Source organism: Falsirhodobacter sp. alg1, assembly GCF_000739715.2.
GTDB lineage: Bacteria > Pseudomonadota > Alphaproteobacteria > Rhodobacterales > Rhodobacteraceae > Falsirhodobacter.
The window spans coordinates 344,906-362,105 of record NZ_BBJC02000002.1; the positions used below are offsets into that span (position 1 = coordinate 344,906).

14 protein-coding genes are annotated in these 17,200 nt (G+C 59.8%); 5 read left to right on the forward strand and 9 right to left on the reverse strand.

Features of this window, described 5'->3' with window-relative positions:
- Window positions 1–19 precede the first annotated feature (19 nt).
- Window positions 20–502 carry a DNA starvation/stationary phase protection protein Dps gene (dps, locus tag TR36_RS05855; RefSeq protein ID WP_045389251.1) on the forward strand — a complete coding sequence of 161 codons (483 nt, stop codon included), beginning with the start codon at window positions 20–22 and terminating at the stop codon, window positions 500–502.
- A gap of 36 nt (window positions 503–538) precedes the next feature.
- Here dps and guaB read toward each other — a convergent pair whose 3' ends face one another.
- From guaB to TR36_RS05870, 3 genes are all read right to left on the reverse strand, one after another.
- Window positions 539–1,987: an IMP dehydrogenase gene (gene guaB, locus TR36_RS05860; RefSeq protein ID WP_045389249.1), complete on the reverse strand. Its 1,449-nt coding sequence runs from the start codon at window positions 1,985–1,987 to the stop codon at window positions 539–541.
- 70 nt (window positions 1,988–2,057) lie between these two features.
- Entirely contained in the window at window positions 2,058–3,014 is a 957-nt protein-coding gene (lipA, locus tag TR36_RS05865; protein WP_045389246.1) for a lipoyl synthase, read from the reverse strand.
- Between the two features lie 572 nt (window positions 3,015–3,586).
- Window positions 3,587–4,492, reverse strand: coding sequence for a hydrogen peroxide-inducible genes activator (locus TR36_RS05870; RefSeq protein WP_045389967.1), 906 nt, complete (start codon window positions 4,490–4,492; stop codon window positions 3,587–3,589).
- A gap of 100 nt (window positions 4,493–4,592) precedes the next feature.
- Between TR36_RS05870 and TR36_RS05875 the strand changes: the two genes are divergently transcribed.
- A complete protein-coding gene (locus TR36_RS05875) occupies window positions 4,593–6,101 on the forward strand; it encodes a catalase (RefSeq protein WP_045389243.1) in 1,509 nt (502 codons plus the stop codon).
- Between the two features lie 42 nt (window positions 6,102–6,143).
- Here the strand turns inward: TR36_RS05875 and TR36_RS05880 are convergent, their stop codons facing one another.
- Window positions 6,144–7,157 carry a DUF6456 domain-containing protein gene (locus tag TR36_RS05880; protein WP_045389965.1) on the reverse strand — a complete coding sequence of 338 codons (1,014 nt, stop codon included), beginning with the start codon at window positions 7,155–7,157 and terminating at the stop codon, window positions 6,144–6,146.
- A gap of 212 nt (window positions 7,158–7,369) precedes the next feature.
- On the opposite strand from TR36_RS05880, the gene TR36_RS05885 reads away from it, so the two are divergent.
- The 3 genes from TR36_RS05885 (at window position 7,370) to TR36_RS05895 (ending at window position 11,431) form a co-directional block, all read left to right on the forward strand.
- Window positions 7,370–7,654, forward strand: coding sequence for a DUF6477 family protein (locus TR36_RS05885; protein ID WP_045389240.1), 285 nt, complete (start codon window positions 7,370–7,372; stop codon window positions 7,652–7,654).
- A 39-nt stretch (window positions 7,655–7,693) separates the two neighbouring features.
- On the forward strand, window positions 7,694–9,256 hold the full coding sequence (guaA, locus tag TR36_RS05890) for a glutamine-hydrolyzing GMP synthase (protein ID WP_062762654.1): 1,563 nt from the start codon (window positions 7,694–7,696) through the stop codon (window positions 9,254–9,256).
- Window positions 9,257–9,415: 159 nt separating this feature from the next.
- Window positions 9,416–11,431: an NAD(+) synthase gene (locus tag TR36_RS05895; RefSeq protein ID WP_045389234.1), complete on the forward strand. Its 2,016-nt coding sequence runs from the start codon at window positions 9,416–9,418 to the stop codon at window positions 11,429–11,431.
- Window positions 11,432–11,595: 164 nt separating this feature from the next.
- Here TR36_RS05895 and TR36_RS05900 read toward each other — a convergent pair whose 3' ends face one another.
- The 5 genes from TR36_RS05900 to TR36_RS05920 all read right to left on the reverse strand — a co-directional run bounded on the left by TR36_RS05900 (window position 11,596) and on the right by TR36_RS05920 (window position 17,054).
- On the reverse strand, window positions 11,596–13,020 hold the full coding sequence (locus TR36_RS05900) for an NAD(P)(+) transhydrogenase (Re/Si-specific) subunit beta (RefSeq protein ID WP_062762657.1): 1,425 nt from the start codon (window positions 13,018–13,020) through the stop codon (window positions 11,596–11,598).
- Between the two features lie 10 nt (window positions 13,021–13,030).
- On the reverse strand, window positions 13,031–14,605 hold the full coding sequence (locus TR36_RS05905; RefSeq protein WP_045389231.1) for a Re/Si-specific NAD(P)(+) transhydrogenase subunit alpha: 1,575 nt from the start codon (window positions 14,603–14,605) through the stop codon (window positions 13,031–13,033).
- 96 nt (window positions 14,606–14,701) lie between these two features.
- Window positions 14,702–15,466 carry a VOC family protein gene (locus tag TR36_RS05910; protein WP_052362540.1) on the reverse strand — a complete coding sequence of 255 codons (765 nt, stop codon included), beginning with the start codon at window positions 15,464–15,466 and terminating at the stop codon, window positions 14,702–14,704.
- Between the two features lie 89 nt (window positions 15,467–15,555).
- On the reverse strand, window positions 15,556–15,978 hold the full coding sequence (gene ndk / locus TR36_RS05915) for a nucleoside-diphosphate kinase (RefSeq protein ID WP_045389222.1): 423 nt from the start codon (window positions 15,976–15,978) through the stop codon (window positions 15,556–15,558).
- Window positions 15,979–16,115: 137 nt separating this feature from the next.
- The gene (locus TR36_RS05920) at window positions 16,116–17,054 is read right to left on the reverse strand and encodes a cation diffusion facilitator family transporter (protein ID WP_045389219.1); all 939 of its coding nucleotides are present in this window, start codon (window positions 17,052–17,054) and stop codon (window positions 16,116–16,118) included.
- Between the last annotated feature and the right edge of the window lie 146 nt (window positions 17,055–17,200).

Sequence of the window (17,200 nt, forward strand, 5' to 3'; positions counted from 1 at the left end):
GTTATGTAAGGAGATTTCCATGCGTGAACGTTTTGCAAGCGGACTGAACGATAAGGCAGCCAAAACCTCGATCGAGGCGCTGAACGATAACCTGAGCCTGGTGATCGACCTGTCCATGTCGGTGAAACAGGCACATTGGAACATGCGCGGCAACAACTTCATCGGCGTCCACGAATTGCTGGACAAGGCGAATGCGAACCTGCGCGAAATTCTTGATACGATCGCCGAGCGCGCTGTGATTCTCGGCGGAACGCCGGTTGGAACCTCGCACTACGTGGCCGAGAACACCAAGCTGCCCGCCTATCCGACAGATATCGAGCTGGTGAAGGACCACGTCAAGGAGCTGACAGAACGCTACAAGATGGTCGCAGCCTCGTTGCGCGAAGCCATTGATGTCACCGAGGATGCAGGCGATGCCGATACGGCGGATCTGTTTACCGAAGCAAGCCGTATCGTTGACAAGGATGCCTGGTTCATCGGTTCGAACTCCGAAGGCAACTGATTTGAAAAAGGCCACCATTACGGTGGCCTTTTTTATTCAACCCAAGCGGTAATTCGGGCTTTCGCGGGTAATCGTCACATCATGTACGTGGCTCTCACTCAGCCCCGCATTGGTGATACGAACAAACTCGCAGTTGCTGCGCATGTCCGCGATGGTTCCGTTGCCCGTATATCCCATGGCTGCACGCAGTCCGCCGACCAGTTGGTGGATCACCGCAGCGGCAGTGCCCTTGTACGGCACCTGCCCCTCGATCCCTTCCGGTACCAGCTTGTCCGACGCCGCATCTTTCTGGAAATACCGGTCGGCCGAGCCGCGTGCCATGGCCCCGAGGCTGCCCATCCCGCGATATGATTTGTAGCTGCGGCCCTGATACAGGATCAGTTCACCCGGGCTTTCGTCCGTCCCTGCAATTGCCGAGCCGATCATCGCACAGGATGCACCCGCAGCGATCGCCTTGGCAAAATCACCGGAAAACTTGATACCACCGTCAGCGATGATCGGCGTATCGCCTGCAGCCTTGGCCGCATCCATGATTGCCGTCAGCTGCGGAACGCCCACACCGGCCACGATCCGCGTCGTACAGATCGAACCGGGGCCGATCCCGACCTTTACCGCATCGGCGCCTGCATCGATCAATGCGCGCGTAGCCGAAGCTGTTGCAACGTTCCCCGCCACGACCTGCACATCGCCTGCCGCCGCCTTGATCCGGGCAACCGCCTGCGCCACACCCGCCGAATGGCCATGGGCTGTGTCGATTACAACCATATCCACACCGGCATCGATCAGGGCCAGAGAGCGTTCGTACCCTGCATCGCCCACGGTGGTGGCTGCCGCAACGCGCAACCGCCCCAGACCATCCTTGCAGGCATTGGGGTTCAACACCGCCTTCTTGGTATCCTTCAATGTCAGCAGGCCGGTCAGCTTGCCTTCACCATCCGTAACCAGCAGCTTTTCGATCCGGCGGGCCTTCATCAGGTTGATCGCCGTTTCCCGGTCTGCCGGTTCCTGCAGGATTGCCAGATTGTCAGAGCTCATCATGACCGAAACAGGGGTCCGGTCATCGGAGGCAAAGCGCATGTCACGGTTGGTGACGATACCAACCACCCGGCCGGTTTCATCTACTACAGGAAAGCCGGTTACGCTGTAACGTTCCTGCAATGCCTTGGCATCGGCAAGCGTCTGGTCGGCCCGCAGCGTGATGGGGGCGTAGACGATGCCGCTCTCGAACCGCTTCACACGGCTGACCTCGGCCGCCTGCTCGGCCACATTGAGGTTGCGGTGGATCACCCCCATGCCGCCGGCCTGTGCCATCGCGATGGCCATACGCGCCTCGGTCACCGTATCCATCGCCGAAGACAGCAGCGGAATGTTCAGACGGATTGACTTGGTGACGAATGTGGACACATCGGCATCAGACGGCAGGACCGAGCTGGCCGCCGGAAGAAGAAGAACATCGTCGAAGGTAAACGCCTCGCGAATCTCCATGGGGTATCTCCTTGGGAGGGTTCGTTTGACGGTTCCCTGTTTCATGCCCCCAAGGAAAAAGCAAGTCCCCTTAGGCTTCTACCTTTGCCAGCTTTGCCAGACGCGCATCCCGCAGCCGGGCAAAATCATCACCCGCATGATAGGACGAACGCGTCAACGGCGTTGCCGATACCATCAGGAACCCTTTGCCATATGCCGCTTTCTCGTATGATGCGAATTCCTCGGGCGATACGAAACGGTCCACACGATGGTGCTTTGGCGTCGGCTGGAGGTATTGGCCGATGGTCAGGAAATCGATGTCCGCCGCCCGCATGTCGTCCATGACCTGCCGCACCTCTGCCCCGTTCTCTCCCAATCCGACCATGATGCCGGACTTGGTGAAGATGGTCGGGTCCATTTCCTTTACCCGCTGCAACAGGCGCAGAGAGTGGAAATAACGCGCGCCGGGACGGACCTCCAGATAGAGGCCCGGAACGGTTTCGAGGTTGTGGTTGAACACATCCGGCTTTGCCTCGACCACAGTCTCCAGCACCGAAGGGGCGCATTTGAGGAAGTCGGGGGTCAGGATCTCGATCGTGGTTCCGGGGGAACGATGGCGGATGGCGCGGATGGTCTGGGCAAAGTGGTCCGCCCCGCCATCGTCCAGATCGTCCCGGTCCACCGAGGTGATGACCACGTGGTTCAGGCCCAGCTTCGATACCGCATGGGCCACACGGCCCGGCTCGAAAGCGTCGAGCGTTTGCGGCTTGCCGGTTGCCACGTTGCAGAACGTGCACCCGCGGGTACAGATTTCCCCCATGATCATCATGGTGGCGTGGCCCTGGCTCCAGCACTCGCCCACGTTCGGGCAGCCAGCCTCTTCGCACACCGTTACAAGGCGGTTTTCCTTGATGATGTCGCGGGTGGCCTTGTATCCGGCCGATGTCGGTGCCTTGACCCGGATCCATGACGGCTTCTTCGGCTGGACGTTATCCACCCGATGCGCCTTTTCCGGATGGCGTTGATCTGGAATCTTGAGATCGCGCACGGATAGTCCCCTTTGCGGCAAGTCTGATTGCACATAGGCCGTCTGGCGGCTCTGTGCAACCACGGGCAATGCTTGTCCTTACCCTGGGCGTTGACTAATTCGCGCCGCGGAGAGAAGCGGATGATCCGACAGGATCAGTGCTTCCAGAGACCGAGATATGTAAACGGGTGTAAACCTTCCTCGTGCCAATTTTCAGGCGCGGGTGCGCGACAAGGCCATTGGCGGTCCGAATCCCGATTGCCGGGAAAGGAAAACGACCGGCGATTGCTTGGCAGGTAAGCGTTTGGTGCTGCTCGCCCTGTCTGGGGCATTTACCCCCACATGCTCCAAATATCAGCTTTCAGGTGTCAAAAAGGTTTTGCCGAAACGGGAACTGACGAGATCTACTGCCTGTCGGCCAACGACGTCTTTGTCATGAACCAATAGACCAAGGCGCAAGGGCTGGAAAACGTGAAGGCCATTCCTGATGGTCCTAATGAATTCGCATGGCTGATCGGAATACCGGTTCTGAAGAACAACCTCGGAGTCGGCTGACATTCGGGCCGCCATGCCGCCAGAAAGAAGCTGCCTGATCAGATCCGGGCGCGAGCCGTGGCGATGATTTCTTCCCCCACCGCACCCAGATTTTCCGCCAGCTCGGCAAACCACGGCTCCGCCCCTGTTGAGGCGCGTCCCACCAGCAGCACCTCCCGCGCGGGTTCGGGGGAGGCAAAGCGGGTCAGGCGCAATTCGGGATGCGCCGCGGTTTCACTTGCGATCGCGAGTTCCGGCAGAAACGTATAGCCCACGCCCTGCCCCACCAGCCCGGCCAGCGTCGAGAGCGAGGACGCCCCCAGATCCATCCGCAGGCGGCGCCGTTCCAGCCCGCAAACCTCCAGCGCTTGGTCCGCAAGGCAATGTCCCTCTTCCAGCAACAACAGCTGGTCCGGGTCCAATGTGGCCGGGCGCAACCCCTCCACATCCCCCATCCGGCCAAGACGGGCATCGTTTGTGGCCAGCAGGAAATGGTCACTGAACAACGGTCGGGTCACGGTGCCTGCGGCAGATACGCTGCTGGCGATCACGATTGCATCCAGGCGCCCCTCTTCCATCTCGGCCAGAATCGTCTCGGTTGCGGCCTCCCGGACAGCCAGATCCATCGTCAACCGTGGGAGGAGTTTCGGAAGCAGATAGGGGGCAATCGTCGGAATGACCCCGAGGTGGACGCGGCCCGCAGTGGATTTGCGCCGGGCCATCCCCTCGATTTCGGCCACATCGGCCAGTACACGGCGCGCCTGCTGCGCCACCTCCCGCCCCGCTGGCGTCAGGCGGATGTCGCGGCCCCGCTCCATAAGGGTCAGCCCGAGGGTGATTTCCATATCCCGAATCTGCATGGACAGCGCGGGCTGGCTGACATGCACACGTGCAGCGGCACGACCGAAGTGGCGCTCTTCGGATAGGGCAACGAAATAAGAAAGCTGTTTGAGTGTAAGCGGCATCCGATAAGAATAACTGATCATACTGGAAAGTAAATTAGATTTCCCTTTATTCGTTTCTCCGTAGATGATGCACTCAACTTGCCACCTACGGAGGAAGCAGATGACCGATCCGAATAAACCGCGCCTGACGACAACGGCCGGCGCGCCCGTTCCAACCAACAACACCACCTATACCGCCGGTGAGCGTGGCCCAGCACTGCTGCAAGATTATCAGCTGATCGAGAAACTGGCCCACCAGAACCGTGAGCGTATCCCGGAGCGTGTCGTGCACGCCAAGGGCTGGGGTGCATTCGGCACCTTCACCGTGACCCACGACATCTCGCACCTGAGCTGCGCCAAGGTATTCGACACCGTCGGCAAGAAAACCGAAGTGCTGACACGCTTCTCCACCGTTGCGGGTGAACAGGGCGCAGCCGACGCCGAGCGTGACGTGCGCGGATTCTCGGTGAAATTCTACACCGAAGAAGGCAACTGGGATATCGTTGGCAACAACACCCCGATCTTCTTTATCCGTGACGGCTACAAGTTCCCCGACTTCATCCGCACGCAAAAGCGTCACCCGAAGACGAACCTGCGTTCGCCCGAAGCGATGTTCGACTTCTGGGCAGGCCACCCGGAATCGGTACACCAGGTCACGATCCTGATGTCCGACCGCGGTATCCCGGTCAACCCGATGCACATGCACGGCTACGGTAGCCACACGTTCAGCATGTGGAATGCCGATGGCGTTCGTCACTGGGTGAAATTCCACTGGCGCTGCCAGCAGGACGTCAAGAACTACACCAACGCGCAGGCACAGAAGCTGATCGGTGAAACCCGTGAAAGCTATCAGGAAGACCTGTACAATGCCGTGGACGAAGGCCGTTTCCCGAAATGGAAACTGTGCATTCAGGCAATGCCGGAAGAAGACGCCCTGACGGTTCCCTACAACCCGTTCGACCTGACCAAAGTCTGGCCACACGCCGATTACCCGCTGATCGAAGTGGGTGAGATGGAGCTGAACCGGAACCCCGAGAACTATTTTGTCTTCGTGGAAAACGCGGCTTACAGCCCGTCGAACGTCGTACCGGGTATCGGCTTCTCGCCGGACAAGATGCTGCAGGCACGGATCTTCTCCTATGCCGATGCACACCGTTACCGTCTGGGCACGCACTACGAAGCGCTCCCTGCGAACGCGCCCAAGAATGCGCCGGTAAACCACTACCACAAAGACGGCCCGATGCGTTTCTTCACGAACGATTTCGGGAACCCGGACGCATATTACGAACCGAACCAGTACAACGGCCCCGTTGCCGACGAGACGGTGCAAGAGCCGCCGATGAAAATCTCGGGCGATGCGACGCGCTACGTACAGGAAGATGCGGATGCGGATTACGTTCAACCGCGCGCCCTGTTCAACCTGCTGCCGCAGGATGAAAAGCAGCGTCTGTTCGCGAACTTTGCCGCGGCGATGGGCCCATGCTCGGAATCCGTGACCGAGCGCTGGCTGGCCGTTCTGAAGCGCGTACATCCCGACTATGAAGCGGGTGTTCGTAACGCGCTGAAGGTTGACAGCGATGTGAACGCCATTCCGGTTACGGATGAAACCAAGGTCGAAGCCGACCAGTAAGACAGCAAAAAAAGGGGGGCGGAATAACCGCCCCCCTTTCCCTTATCCGATCATCGGGCCGCGCCCGTGATGTTCGGCATAGTGCCTGCGCAGCCGCTCCAGCCCGATCCGCAGCACCACCTTTCCCGATCGTGCAGCCCAGCCCATGCGGCGCTCGCACACCTCCAGTCCCTCCAGATAGCAGCAGACCCGAAGCACCACGTCCCCCAGGCCGGGGCCAAGGTCACGCAAGGCGGTTACAACCCTGTCACGCGCCGCCGCGGGGCCTCGATCCGTACCGCCGAAGGGTGTGCTACGAACCCCGCCATCCAGAAACCGCTCCCAGTTCTGCGTCATTCCGGGCACCATCTGGGCTAGCTCGAAATCCTCGCGCAGGCGTTCGGCCGCGATCACCAGCTCCGGGGGGAGAAACGGCTTGCCATCCTTGTCCCGACGCCGCCCCATCGCCGCTACAGGCGTTTCAACCGTGCCGTATCGCGGGGTCCGATCCGCAGCGGTGGCACCTGCCCAACCGAATCCGGCAGCCGCCTCTGCCATACCTCCGGACTGGCGGATATAGGCACGGCCGGCAGCCGTGATGACATAGGTGCTGATACGGCCAGCCGTGCGGCAGCTGATCCATTCCCGCAGCGCGAATGCTTCGGCAATCACACCATCCACCACCGCAAGCCGCGCCGTCTCTCCTGCGGCCAATTCGCGCAATACCACTGCTTTTTCCATGGCAGGTGCATAGGCCAGCACGGTGTTGGGTTCAGCCATCCGCCGCAGGATACGCTGCGCCTCCATTTCCACCTTCGGATCAGGGGCGATAGTCGTGGAAATGCTGGTCATCACATCATCTTTCGTGGAAAGCGCCGCTTCAAGGCGCGTCAGGGCAGCATTGATCAGGGGATCATCGCGACGGTTTTCGTATCGGCGGACCTGCCGCATTACCGTGGAAGGGTGCACACCTTCCCGCCGCGCCAATGCGCGCAACGACAGGCCTGCATCGACATGATCAAGATACAGCCGCAACCCATCGGGCAAGGTCCGGGGGAACACTGGAATACATCCCATGATCGACAATCCTTTGCCGCACATGGCGGACACCTTTATGACACATTTGTAATCACGCAGGTATGGTTACTTGTTTGTTAAAATTTCGACATTTCGTAAAATTTGCCTAGATTTTATTAATTATGGCCCTAAGGAGCGTTCGGCGGGACGCAGATGTGCGCAACAGCCCCAGTGGATGTGCAAGATGCAATTGCCACATTGGAGACACAATTATGACTGATTTCCGCGCCGCCCTTGCCGAACTCCGGCGCCCCCGCCTGCTAATCCGTACCGCGCGGCTCGGGATCAACGACTATCGGCGCGAACGGGATCTTCGTCGGTTGACCGACACGCCCAATCCCGAATCGGCCCTGCCCCGGCTGCTGGCACAAGAAGAAAATCTGGAGCAGACGCGGTTGGCCGGTGACGCAAGCTATTCCGTAACCCGCCATATCGAGGTGCTAATTGCGCTGATGGCCGAAGTCCGCCTGCTGCCACGGCTTGTTCTTGTCACGTAGCCCCTTGCGCAAAAGGGGGATTGTGCATAATGGGCGGACATGACCCAGCATGACCGCCTACTCATCATCGACTTCGGTTCGCAGGTAACGCAATTGATCGCGCGTCGCCTGCGGGAATTGAACGTCTATTGCGAAATCCACCCGTTCCAGAAGGTAACGGATGCATTTTTGGCGGAATATGCGCCAAAGGCAGTCATTCTATCCGGCGGACCGGCTTCGGTTTTTGCCGAAGGTGCGCCGATGCCGCCGCAAGGCGTGTTCGATCTGGGCGTTCCGGTGCTTGGCATCTGCTATGGCCAACAGGTGATGATGCATTGCCTGGGCGGCAAGGTGGAACGCGGGCACAACACCGCCGAATTCGGTCGGGCCTTCGTCACCCCGTCCGAGCAGCGGATCGAACTGCTCGAGGGCTGGTTCACGGCTGCCGACGGGCGCGAACAGGTGTGGATGAGCCACGGGGACCACGTTTCGGCGATTGCTCCCGGGTTTGCGGTCTACGGAACCTCGCCGAATGCGCCATTCGCGATCACGGCCGATCTGGAACGCAAATTTTTTGCCGTGCAGTTCCACCCCGAGGTGCACCACACCCCGCGTGGCGCGAAACTGTACGAGAATTTCGTCCGCCTGGCCGGATTCACCGGCGACTGGACGATGGAAGCCTATCGCGATGAGGCTATCCGCAAGATCCGCGAACAGGTAGGGGACCAGAAGGTCATCTGCGGCCTGTCCGGCGGGGTAGATTCTTCTGTCGCGGCCGTGCTGATCCATGAGGCGATCGGTGACCAGCTGACCTGCGTGTTCGTGGACCACGGTCTGCTGCGTCAGGGTGAGGCTGAACAGGTTGTGACCATGTTCCGCGATCATTACCACATGCCCCTGATCCACGCGGATGAGGCCGAACTGTTCCTTGGTGCACTTGACGGCGTTTCCGATCCGGAAACCAAGCGCAAGATCATCGGCAAACTTTTCATCGACGTGTTCCAGAAGCACGCGGCAGAAGTGGGCGGCGCGACCTTCCTTGCGCAGGGCACCCTTTATCCCGACGTGATCGAATCCGTCTCGTTCAGCGGCGGCCCTTCGGTCACCATCAAATCGCACCACAATGTCGGCGGCTTGCCCGAGAAAATGGGTCTGAAGCTGGTCGAACCGCTTCGTGAACTGTTCAAGGACGAGGTTCGCGCCCTTGGCCGCGAGCTGGGCCTTCCCGAAAGCTTCATCGGGCGGCACCCCTTCCCCGGTCCGGGGCTGGCCATCCGCTGCCCGGGCGAAATCACCCGTGAAAAGCTGGAAATCCTGCGCAAAGCCGATGCGGTCTATATCGACCAGATCCGCCGCCATGGTCTTTATGATGAAATCTGGCAGGCGTTTGTCGCGATCCTTCCCGTGCGGACTGTCGGGGTGATGGGTGACGGGCGGACATATGATTTCGCATGTGCCCTGCGGGCTGTAACCTCGGTTGATGGGATGACTGCGGATTATTATCCCTTCTCGCATGATTTCCTGGGTGAAACGGCAACACGCATCATCAATGAGGTGCAGGGGATCAACCGCGTTACCTATGACATCACGTCGAAACCGCCCGGCACGATCGAGTGGGAATAGAACGGCAGGCCTCGGCCTGCCCATGATGCAAGAAAGCGGAACGGGGTATGCGATGATCGCATACCCCGTTTTTCCATTTGGCCCAACCGACAAGACGGATGTTTTCCCCCTGCCATTCCTGCGCTACACAAAGGGGCAACAGCGCCAGCCGGAGGTCCCATGACAGCAGATTTTGCATCCATCCATCGCCATGGTTTTGTGCGTGTGGCTACCTGCACCCCTGCGGTCCGTCCTGCCGACGTCACTTTCAACCGCGATGCGGTGCTGGAGCAGATGGAAAAGGCGGACGCCGCGCGTGTCGATCTTCTGATTTGCCCCGAACTTTGCATTTCTGCCTATGCGATCGATGACCTCTTGCTTCAATCCGCCCTGCTGGATGCGGTGGAGGATGCGCTGGCGGATCTGGCGAAGGCCACGGTCGGGCTCAGCCCCGTGGTGCTAGTCGGCGCACCGCTGCGGCGGGATGGGAGGCTCTATAATTGCGCGGTGGTTCTGTCCAAGGGCATGGTTCTGGGTGTCGTTCCCAAGTCATATCTGCCGAACTACCGTGAATATTACGAGAAGCGCTGGTTCGCCTCTGGCCGGAATAGTACCGGTGAAATCACGATTGCAGGCGACGCGGTACCATTCGGGGCCGACCTCATATTCGAAGCCGAAGATTTGCCGGGGTTTTTGCTCCATGCCGAAATCTGCGAGGATTTCTGGGCCCCCACGCCGCCCTCCACAGCGGCAGCGTTGGCGGGGGCGGTCATTCTTGCCAATCTTTCGGCCTCTAATATCGTGATCGGCAAATCGGATGATCGCCACGTCCTCTGTCGCGCACAATCCATGCGCGCCGTTGCCGCTTATGCCTATTCTGCGGCGGGGTCCGGCGAAAGCACCACCGATCTTGCATGGGATGGTCAGGGGGCCATCTATGAACTGGGCGATCTGCTGGCCGAATCCAAACGCTTTGCCATGGAGCCTGACCTGTGCATTGCCGATGTGGATACGGGTCGCATCCTCTCCGAACGGATGCGTACCGGTACATTCAATGATGCGGGCCAGCCCAATTTCCGCCGGATAAGGTTCCGCCACAGCCCTGACAGCAACGATATCGGTTTCCATCGCAAGCTGCGCCGTTTTCCCTACATCCCCGACCGCGCCGAAAACATCGATCAGGATTGCTACGAGGCGTTCAATATCCAGATCGACGGCCTGCGGCGACGGTTCGAGGCAACGGGTGGCGGCCGTATGGTTATCGGCATCTCGGGGGGGCTGGATTCCACTCATGCCCTGATTGTTGCAGCCAAGGTTTGCGACCGGCTGGGCCTGCCCCGCTCTACCATTCTGGGCTATACGATGCCCGGCTTCGCCACGGGTGAAGAGACGAAGGGGAATGCGTGGGCGCTGATGCGGGCCTTGGGCATCGAGGCAGCAGAGATCGATATCCGGCCAGCGGCCACACAGATGCTGGCGGACATGGGCCACCCATTTGCCGATGGCAAACCGCAATACGACATCACGTTTGAAAATGTGCAGGCTGGTCTGCGGACGGATTACCTGTTCCGTCTGGCCAATCATCACCGCGGTTTCGTCGTTGGAACAGGGGATCTTTCCGAACTGGCGCTCGGGTGGTGCACCTATGGCGTGGGCGACCAGATGAGCCATTATGGCGTTAACTCCGGTGTCCCGAAAACGCTCATCCAATATCTCATCCGGTGGGCAATCTCCTCTAACCAGTTCGATGAGGCCACCGATGCGATCCTGAGCGCGATCTTAGAAACAGAAATTTCGCCCGAACTTGTTCCCGGCGCAGAACTGCAGGGAACCGAAGCTACCATTGGCCCGTACGAATTACACGATTTCTTCCTGTTCCACATTTTGCGCTACGGGTTTTCCCCGTCCAAAGTGGCGTTTCTGGCACAGCGCGCGTGGGGCGATATCGAAAAAGGCAATTGGCCCGCGGAGTTCCCGCAGGCCAAGAAGAATGAGTATGATCTTGCCACGATCAAGAAATGGCTTCGGGGGTTCGTCAATCGGTTCTTTGCCACCAGCCAATTCAAACGCTCTGCCATGCCAAACGGTCCGAAGGTGTCGGCCGGCGGTTCATTGAGCCCGCGCGGAGATTGGCGGGCACCGTCCGATTCCGTAGCGACCGTCTGGCTGAACGATCTGGAAAACGTTCCGGATTAAAAGATCAGTTTCAGAAGCAGGATCACTACGACCAGACCGATCAGAAAGATAACGCCTACAGTGCCGCCGATGAACTTGAGCATGATATTCTCCTTTCCATCATAACGCGCCGGTGATGAACCCGTTCCCCAATTAAAAAACGCCCCGCAGTGCGGGGCGTTTTCCTATTCGATCATCGGCAGCAGTTCTGAGATTGACTGCTTGGCATCACCATAGAACATCCGCGTATTTTCCTTGAAGAAAAGCGGGTTCTCAATCCCCGAATATCCAGTCCCTTGCCCGCGCTTGGACACGAAAACCTGCTTCGCCTCCCATACGCGCAGAACCGGCATTCCGGCGATGGGGCTGTTCGGATCTTCCTGCGCTGCGGGATTTACAATGTCGTTGGAGCCGATAACGATGACCACATCGGTGCTGGCGAAATCATCATTGATCTCGTCCATTTCCAGCACGATGTCATAAGGCACCTTCGCCTCGGCCAGCAGCACGTTCATATGCCCCGGCAGGCGGCCGGCAACGGGATGGATCCCGAAGCGGACAGTCTTGCCCTTTGCCCGAAGCTTCCGCGTCAGTTCGCTGACGGATTGCTGGGCCTGTGCCACCGCCATGCCATAGCCGGGCACGATGATGATGCTGTCGGCATCATTCAGGGCATTCGCGACCCCGGTGGAATCGATGGCAACCTGCTCCCCCTCGATTTCCATCGCGGGTCCGGTCGTACCGCCAAAACCCCCAAGGATCACGCTGACAAAGCTGCGGTTCATTGCCTTGCACATGATATAGGACAGGATCGCCCCCGAGGAACCGACCAGCGCCCCCGTCACGATCAGCAGATCATTCGACAGCGAGAAACCGATCGCAGATGCCGCCCAGCCCGAATAGCTGTTCAGCATGGAAACGACGACAGGCATATCCGCCCCGCCGATCCCCATGATCAGATGATATCCGATGAACAGCGCGCAAACGGTCATCAGCAGCAGTGCCCATGCGCCCGCCCCGTTCAGATAGGCGATCAGCAACACCAGCGACAGGATTGCGGCACCTGCATTCAGCACATGGCCGCCCGGAAGTTTCTTTGCCTTGCCGTCAATACGGCCCGACAGCTTGGCGAAGGCCACGATGGAGCCGGTAAAGGTTACCGCGCCGACAAATACGCCGACAAATGTCTCGACCTTCAGGATTGCCAGTTCGACCGGGGTCTTGAAGCCGATCAGCGCCTCGAACCCGACCAGATCGAACGGGTCCACCCCTGCCACACGGGTCATGACGATATGCGTGTTGAACCCGATGAAGACCGCCGCCAGACCGACAAAACTGTGCAGTGCAGCCACCAGCTGCGGCATGGCTGTCATCTCGACCGTCCGTGCCAGATACCAGCCGATGGCCGCCCCGATCAGGATCGCCAGAAGGACCAGCGGCATATACCCCATTCCGGGGCCGAACAGCGTGGCCAGAACCGCCAGCGCCATGCCGGCAATTCCGTACCACACCGCCCGCTTTGCGCTTTCCTGCCCCGACAATCCGCCAAGGCACAGGATGAACAGGATGGCCGCCGCGATATAGGCTGCCAAGATCAATGAGATGTCCATTCCCGCCCCCTTACGATTTCTGGAACATGCCAAGCATGCGCCGCGTGACTAGGAAGCCGCCAACAATGTTGATGGATGCGATGAGGATGGCGATGAACGACAGCAGGACCAGCAGGAAGCCGCCCGATCCGATCTGGACCAATGATCCCAGAATGATGATTCCCGATACGGCATTCGTCACGGCCATCAGCGGGGTATGCAGCGAATGGCTGACCCCCCAGATAACCTGGAACCCTATGAAGCAGGCCAGCGCGAATACCACGAAATGCGACATGAAGCTGGGCGGTGCCACGGTGCCGACCAGCAGCAGCACCAGCGTTCCCACGACCAGCAGGCCTACCTGCATCTTGGTCTGTGCCTTGAATGCGGCCACCTCGGCGGCCTTCTTTTCCTCGGCGGTCGGCAACTTGGTCTTTTCCCGCAGTTTCTGTGCCGCGATCGCCTTTACCCTGGGCGGCGGTGGCGGGTAGGTGATTTCCCCCGCATGGGCCACCGTGCTGCCACGGATGACATCGTCTTCCATGTTCTGGTCGATCACACCGTCTTTCTTCGGTGTCAGATCGGTCAGCATATGGCGGATGTTGTTGGAATAGAGTGTCGAGGACTGGGACGCCATGCGGCTTGGGAAATCCGTGTACCCCACAACCGTTACGCCATTTTCCGTCACGATCTTCTCGTCCGGCACCGTCAGATCGCAGTTGCCGCCACGTTCGGCGGCAAGATCCACGATTACCGAGCCGGGCTTCATTGCCGCCACCATCTCTGCCGTCCACAATTTGGGGGCCGGCCGCCCGGGGATCAGGGCCGTGGTGATGACGATGTCGATGTCCGGTGCCAGTTCCTGAAATTTCTTCAGCTGTGCCTCGCGGAACTCGGGCGAGGAAGGGGCCGCGTAGCCCCCTGTCGCCGCGCCATCCTGCGTCGCTTCATCGAAGTCGAGAAAGACGAACTCTGCCCCCATCGATTCAATCTGTTCCGACACCTCGGGCCGAACGTCAAAGGCAAGCGTGATCGCCCCAAGGCTGGTGGATGTACCGATGGCCGCCAGACCCGCCACCCCTGCGCCGATCACCAGCACTTTGGCCGGTGGCACCTTGCCCGCCGCGGTGACCTGACCTGTAAAGAAACGGCCAAAATTGCTGCCGGCTTCGATCACCGCGCGATATCCGGCAATATTGGCCATGGATGATAGCGCATCCATTTTCTGCGCGCGGCTGATACGGGGCACCATATCCATCGCGATGACGGTCGCCCCCTTGGCGCGAACAGCCTCCAGCGCCTCGGCATTCTGGGCGGGCCAGAAGAAGGAAATCAGGGTCTGCCCCTCCCGAAGCAGATCGATTTCCGCGGCCTCGGGCCCACGGACCTTGATGATGATATCGGACGCTGCATAAAGCGCTGCGGCATCGGGCACGACAGTTATGCCGGCCTTGGCATAGGCCTCGTCGGCGAAACCGGCTTCCTCTCCCGCCCCGGCTTCGATCAGGCATTCATGGCCCAGTTTTACGATCTGTGCTGCGCTTTCGGGCGTCATCGCGACGCGCGCCTCACCCGGATATCTTTCTTTCGCTGCTCCAACCTTCAAGCGACGGTCCCCCTTCTCGTCTTGCATTCCCAGTGCTGCGCCAAGGTAAGCACACAGCTTTGTGTTCATGCAAGGCTACGGGGGCAAATCAGGATACTAGTCGCCCATCAGTCGAAGGCGGGTTCCCCAAGGGCCATCGAGAGTTTCGGTACGCCCGTCGGTCCGCAACTCTATTTCCGCCAGGCCCGTCACGGTACGGTCGCGCGGCACACTTCCCCGACTGTTCCAGATATTTGCCGCAAAATGGTGATGGTAATCCCCCCATGCGAAAAAGGACGCACCGGGATAGCGGCTGGTCACATGGGCGCCCAGTTCAGCCATGAATTCTTCGGCCGGCTGCAACGCGCCGACCTGCAGATGCAGATGGCCGATGATCGTGCCGACAGGGGCATCCGTCCAGCGTTCGCGGGCCGCACGGGCCAGATCCTCCAGATCCAGACCATAGCTGCCCATGCGGACCAGGCCGTTTTTCCAGACCCAGTCCGCCCGGGGCCGATCGGCATAAACCTCGATACCGTTTCCTTCCGGATCGCGCAGATAGATCGATTCCGATACATCATGATCGCAAGAGGCGACAAGCTGCAGGCGCCTCCGCGTGGCCTCGAGCAACCATCCAGCCAGATCCGCACGGGAGGGAAGAAGGAATGCCAGATGGAACAGCCCCGTTTCGGTCTGGGCCGGGCGGCGCGCCAAGGGATCGGCCCGCAGCCTCAGCAGCGGATCTTCGGCAACACCCAGCACGGTTTCCGCCCTGTCCTGCCGCAATACCACCAGCCCCATCGCACCCACATAGAAGGCCGTCATCATGGGCAGATTGTTCACGGTCAGCGTCACGAGGCCGATACGGCGTTCAGGGGGCATCACGGAATCCTGCATCTGTCATGAACGGGCGCACAATATGAAAAGACCGCCCCAAAGGAGCGGCCTTTGTCGTGTCAAAGAAAGGTGGCTTAGCCGACCAGTTCAAGACCCGAGAAGAAGAACGAGATTTCTTCTTTTGCAGTTTCCGGAGCATCCGACCCGTGAACCGAGTTTTCGCCGACGGACAGGGCGAAATCCTTGCGGATAGTGCCGGCATCGGCGTTTGCCGGGTTGGTTGCGCCCATGACTTCGCGGTTCTTCGCAATCGCGCCTTCACCTTCCAGAACCTGCACGACAACAGGCTCCGACGCCATGAATTCTACCAGTTCGCCATAGAACGGACGGTCCTTGTGAACTTCGTAGAATTTACCGGCTTGTGCGGTCGACAGGTGAAGACGCTTCTGGGCGACGATACGCAGACCTGCTTCTTCGAACTTGGCGTTAATCTTGCCGGTCAGGTTGCGGCGGGTTGCGTCGGGTTTGATGATCGACAGGGTGCGTTCGATGGCCATGGGAGACTCTCTTCATAAGCTGGTCGGGCGCATTGCCCGAAGGTTTCGGGCGTTGTGCTAACACGGTCCGCGACGGTTGGGAAGCGGGGGCGAAAGCCGGACAGGATTAACCGCATGGCAGGCGAAGGGGGGGCACATCAATGGCCGTGTGCATCGCCGCACAGGGAACATCCATTGGCCTGCCCCGACCAGTCTATCTCTACGGTGGAATGGGCAATGCCAAAGCCATGGGCCAGCCGGTGCTTTATCCGCCCCACGGTTGCACCCGGATCGGCCCCCGCCTGCAATGACAGATGCAGCGTGGCGCTATTCTGCCCCGAGGTGATTGCCCAGATATGCAGATGGCGGATATTGGCCACCCCTTCCTCGTCCATCAGGCAATTTCGGGCCTGATCCGGGTCGATTCCCTCTGGCACCCCCTCCATCAGAATATTCATGGAGCTTTGCAGAAGGCCCCAGGCGCTGCGCAGAATCATCGCGGCCAGCAATACCGAAAGGATCGGGTCCGCAGCCAGCCAGCCCGTTGCCCAGATGATCGCGGCCGCCAATAGCGCTGCGACAGACCCCAGAAAATCGCTTGCGACATGCAGCATCGCCCCGCGGATATTCACATGGCCGGTATCCCCCCGGTGCAGCAGCCAGAACACGAACGCATTCACCAACAGGCCCAGAAACGCCACCGTCGCCATTGATCCCGCATAGACGGGCGCCGGATCGATCAAGCGCATCACCGCTTCATACGCGATCCAGATGACCAGCAGAAACAGAACGACCGCATTGACGAACCCGGCCAGCACCTCGAACCGCCGGTTTCCGAAGCTGCGGTGCTGCGAAGCCGCACGTCGCCCGAAGCGGAAGCCCGCCCATGCCAGCATCAGCGCCAACGCATCGGTCAGCATATGCCCCGCATCCGCCACCAGCGCGAGAGATCCGGACAAAAGCCCCCCAACCAGTTCCACCAGCATGAATCCTGCGGTGACCAGCGCGGCCGTCAGAACAACGCGTTCGTTCGCATGGCCCACCTCGGGCGCGTGGGCATGATTATGGGTATGATCGTGGTCATGGTCGTGCGGCATGGATCCCTCCGTATGCCTGATTACATATGAGCCGGACGGCCGGAGTTAAGCGCAAACCTGCATCCGGCTCATGTTTTTCATGAGCAGCATCCATTTCCCCTTTTGATCGGGGTGGCCTATAACGGCGCTTCGTCTCAGGAGATGCC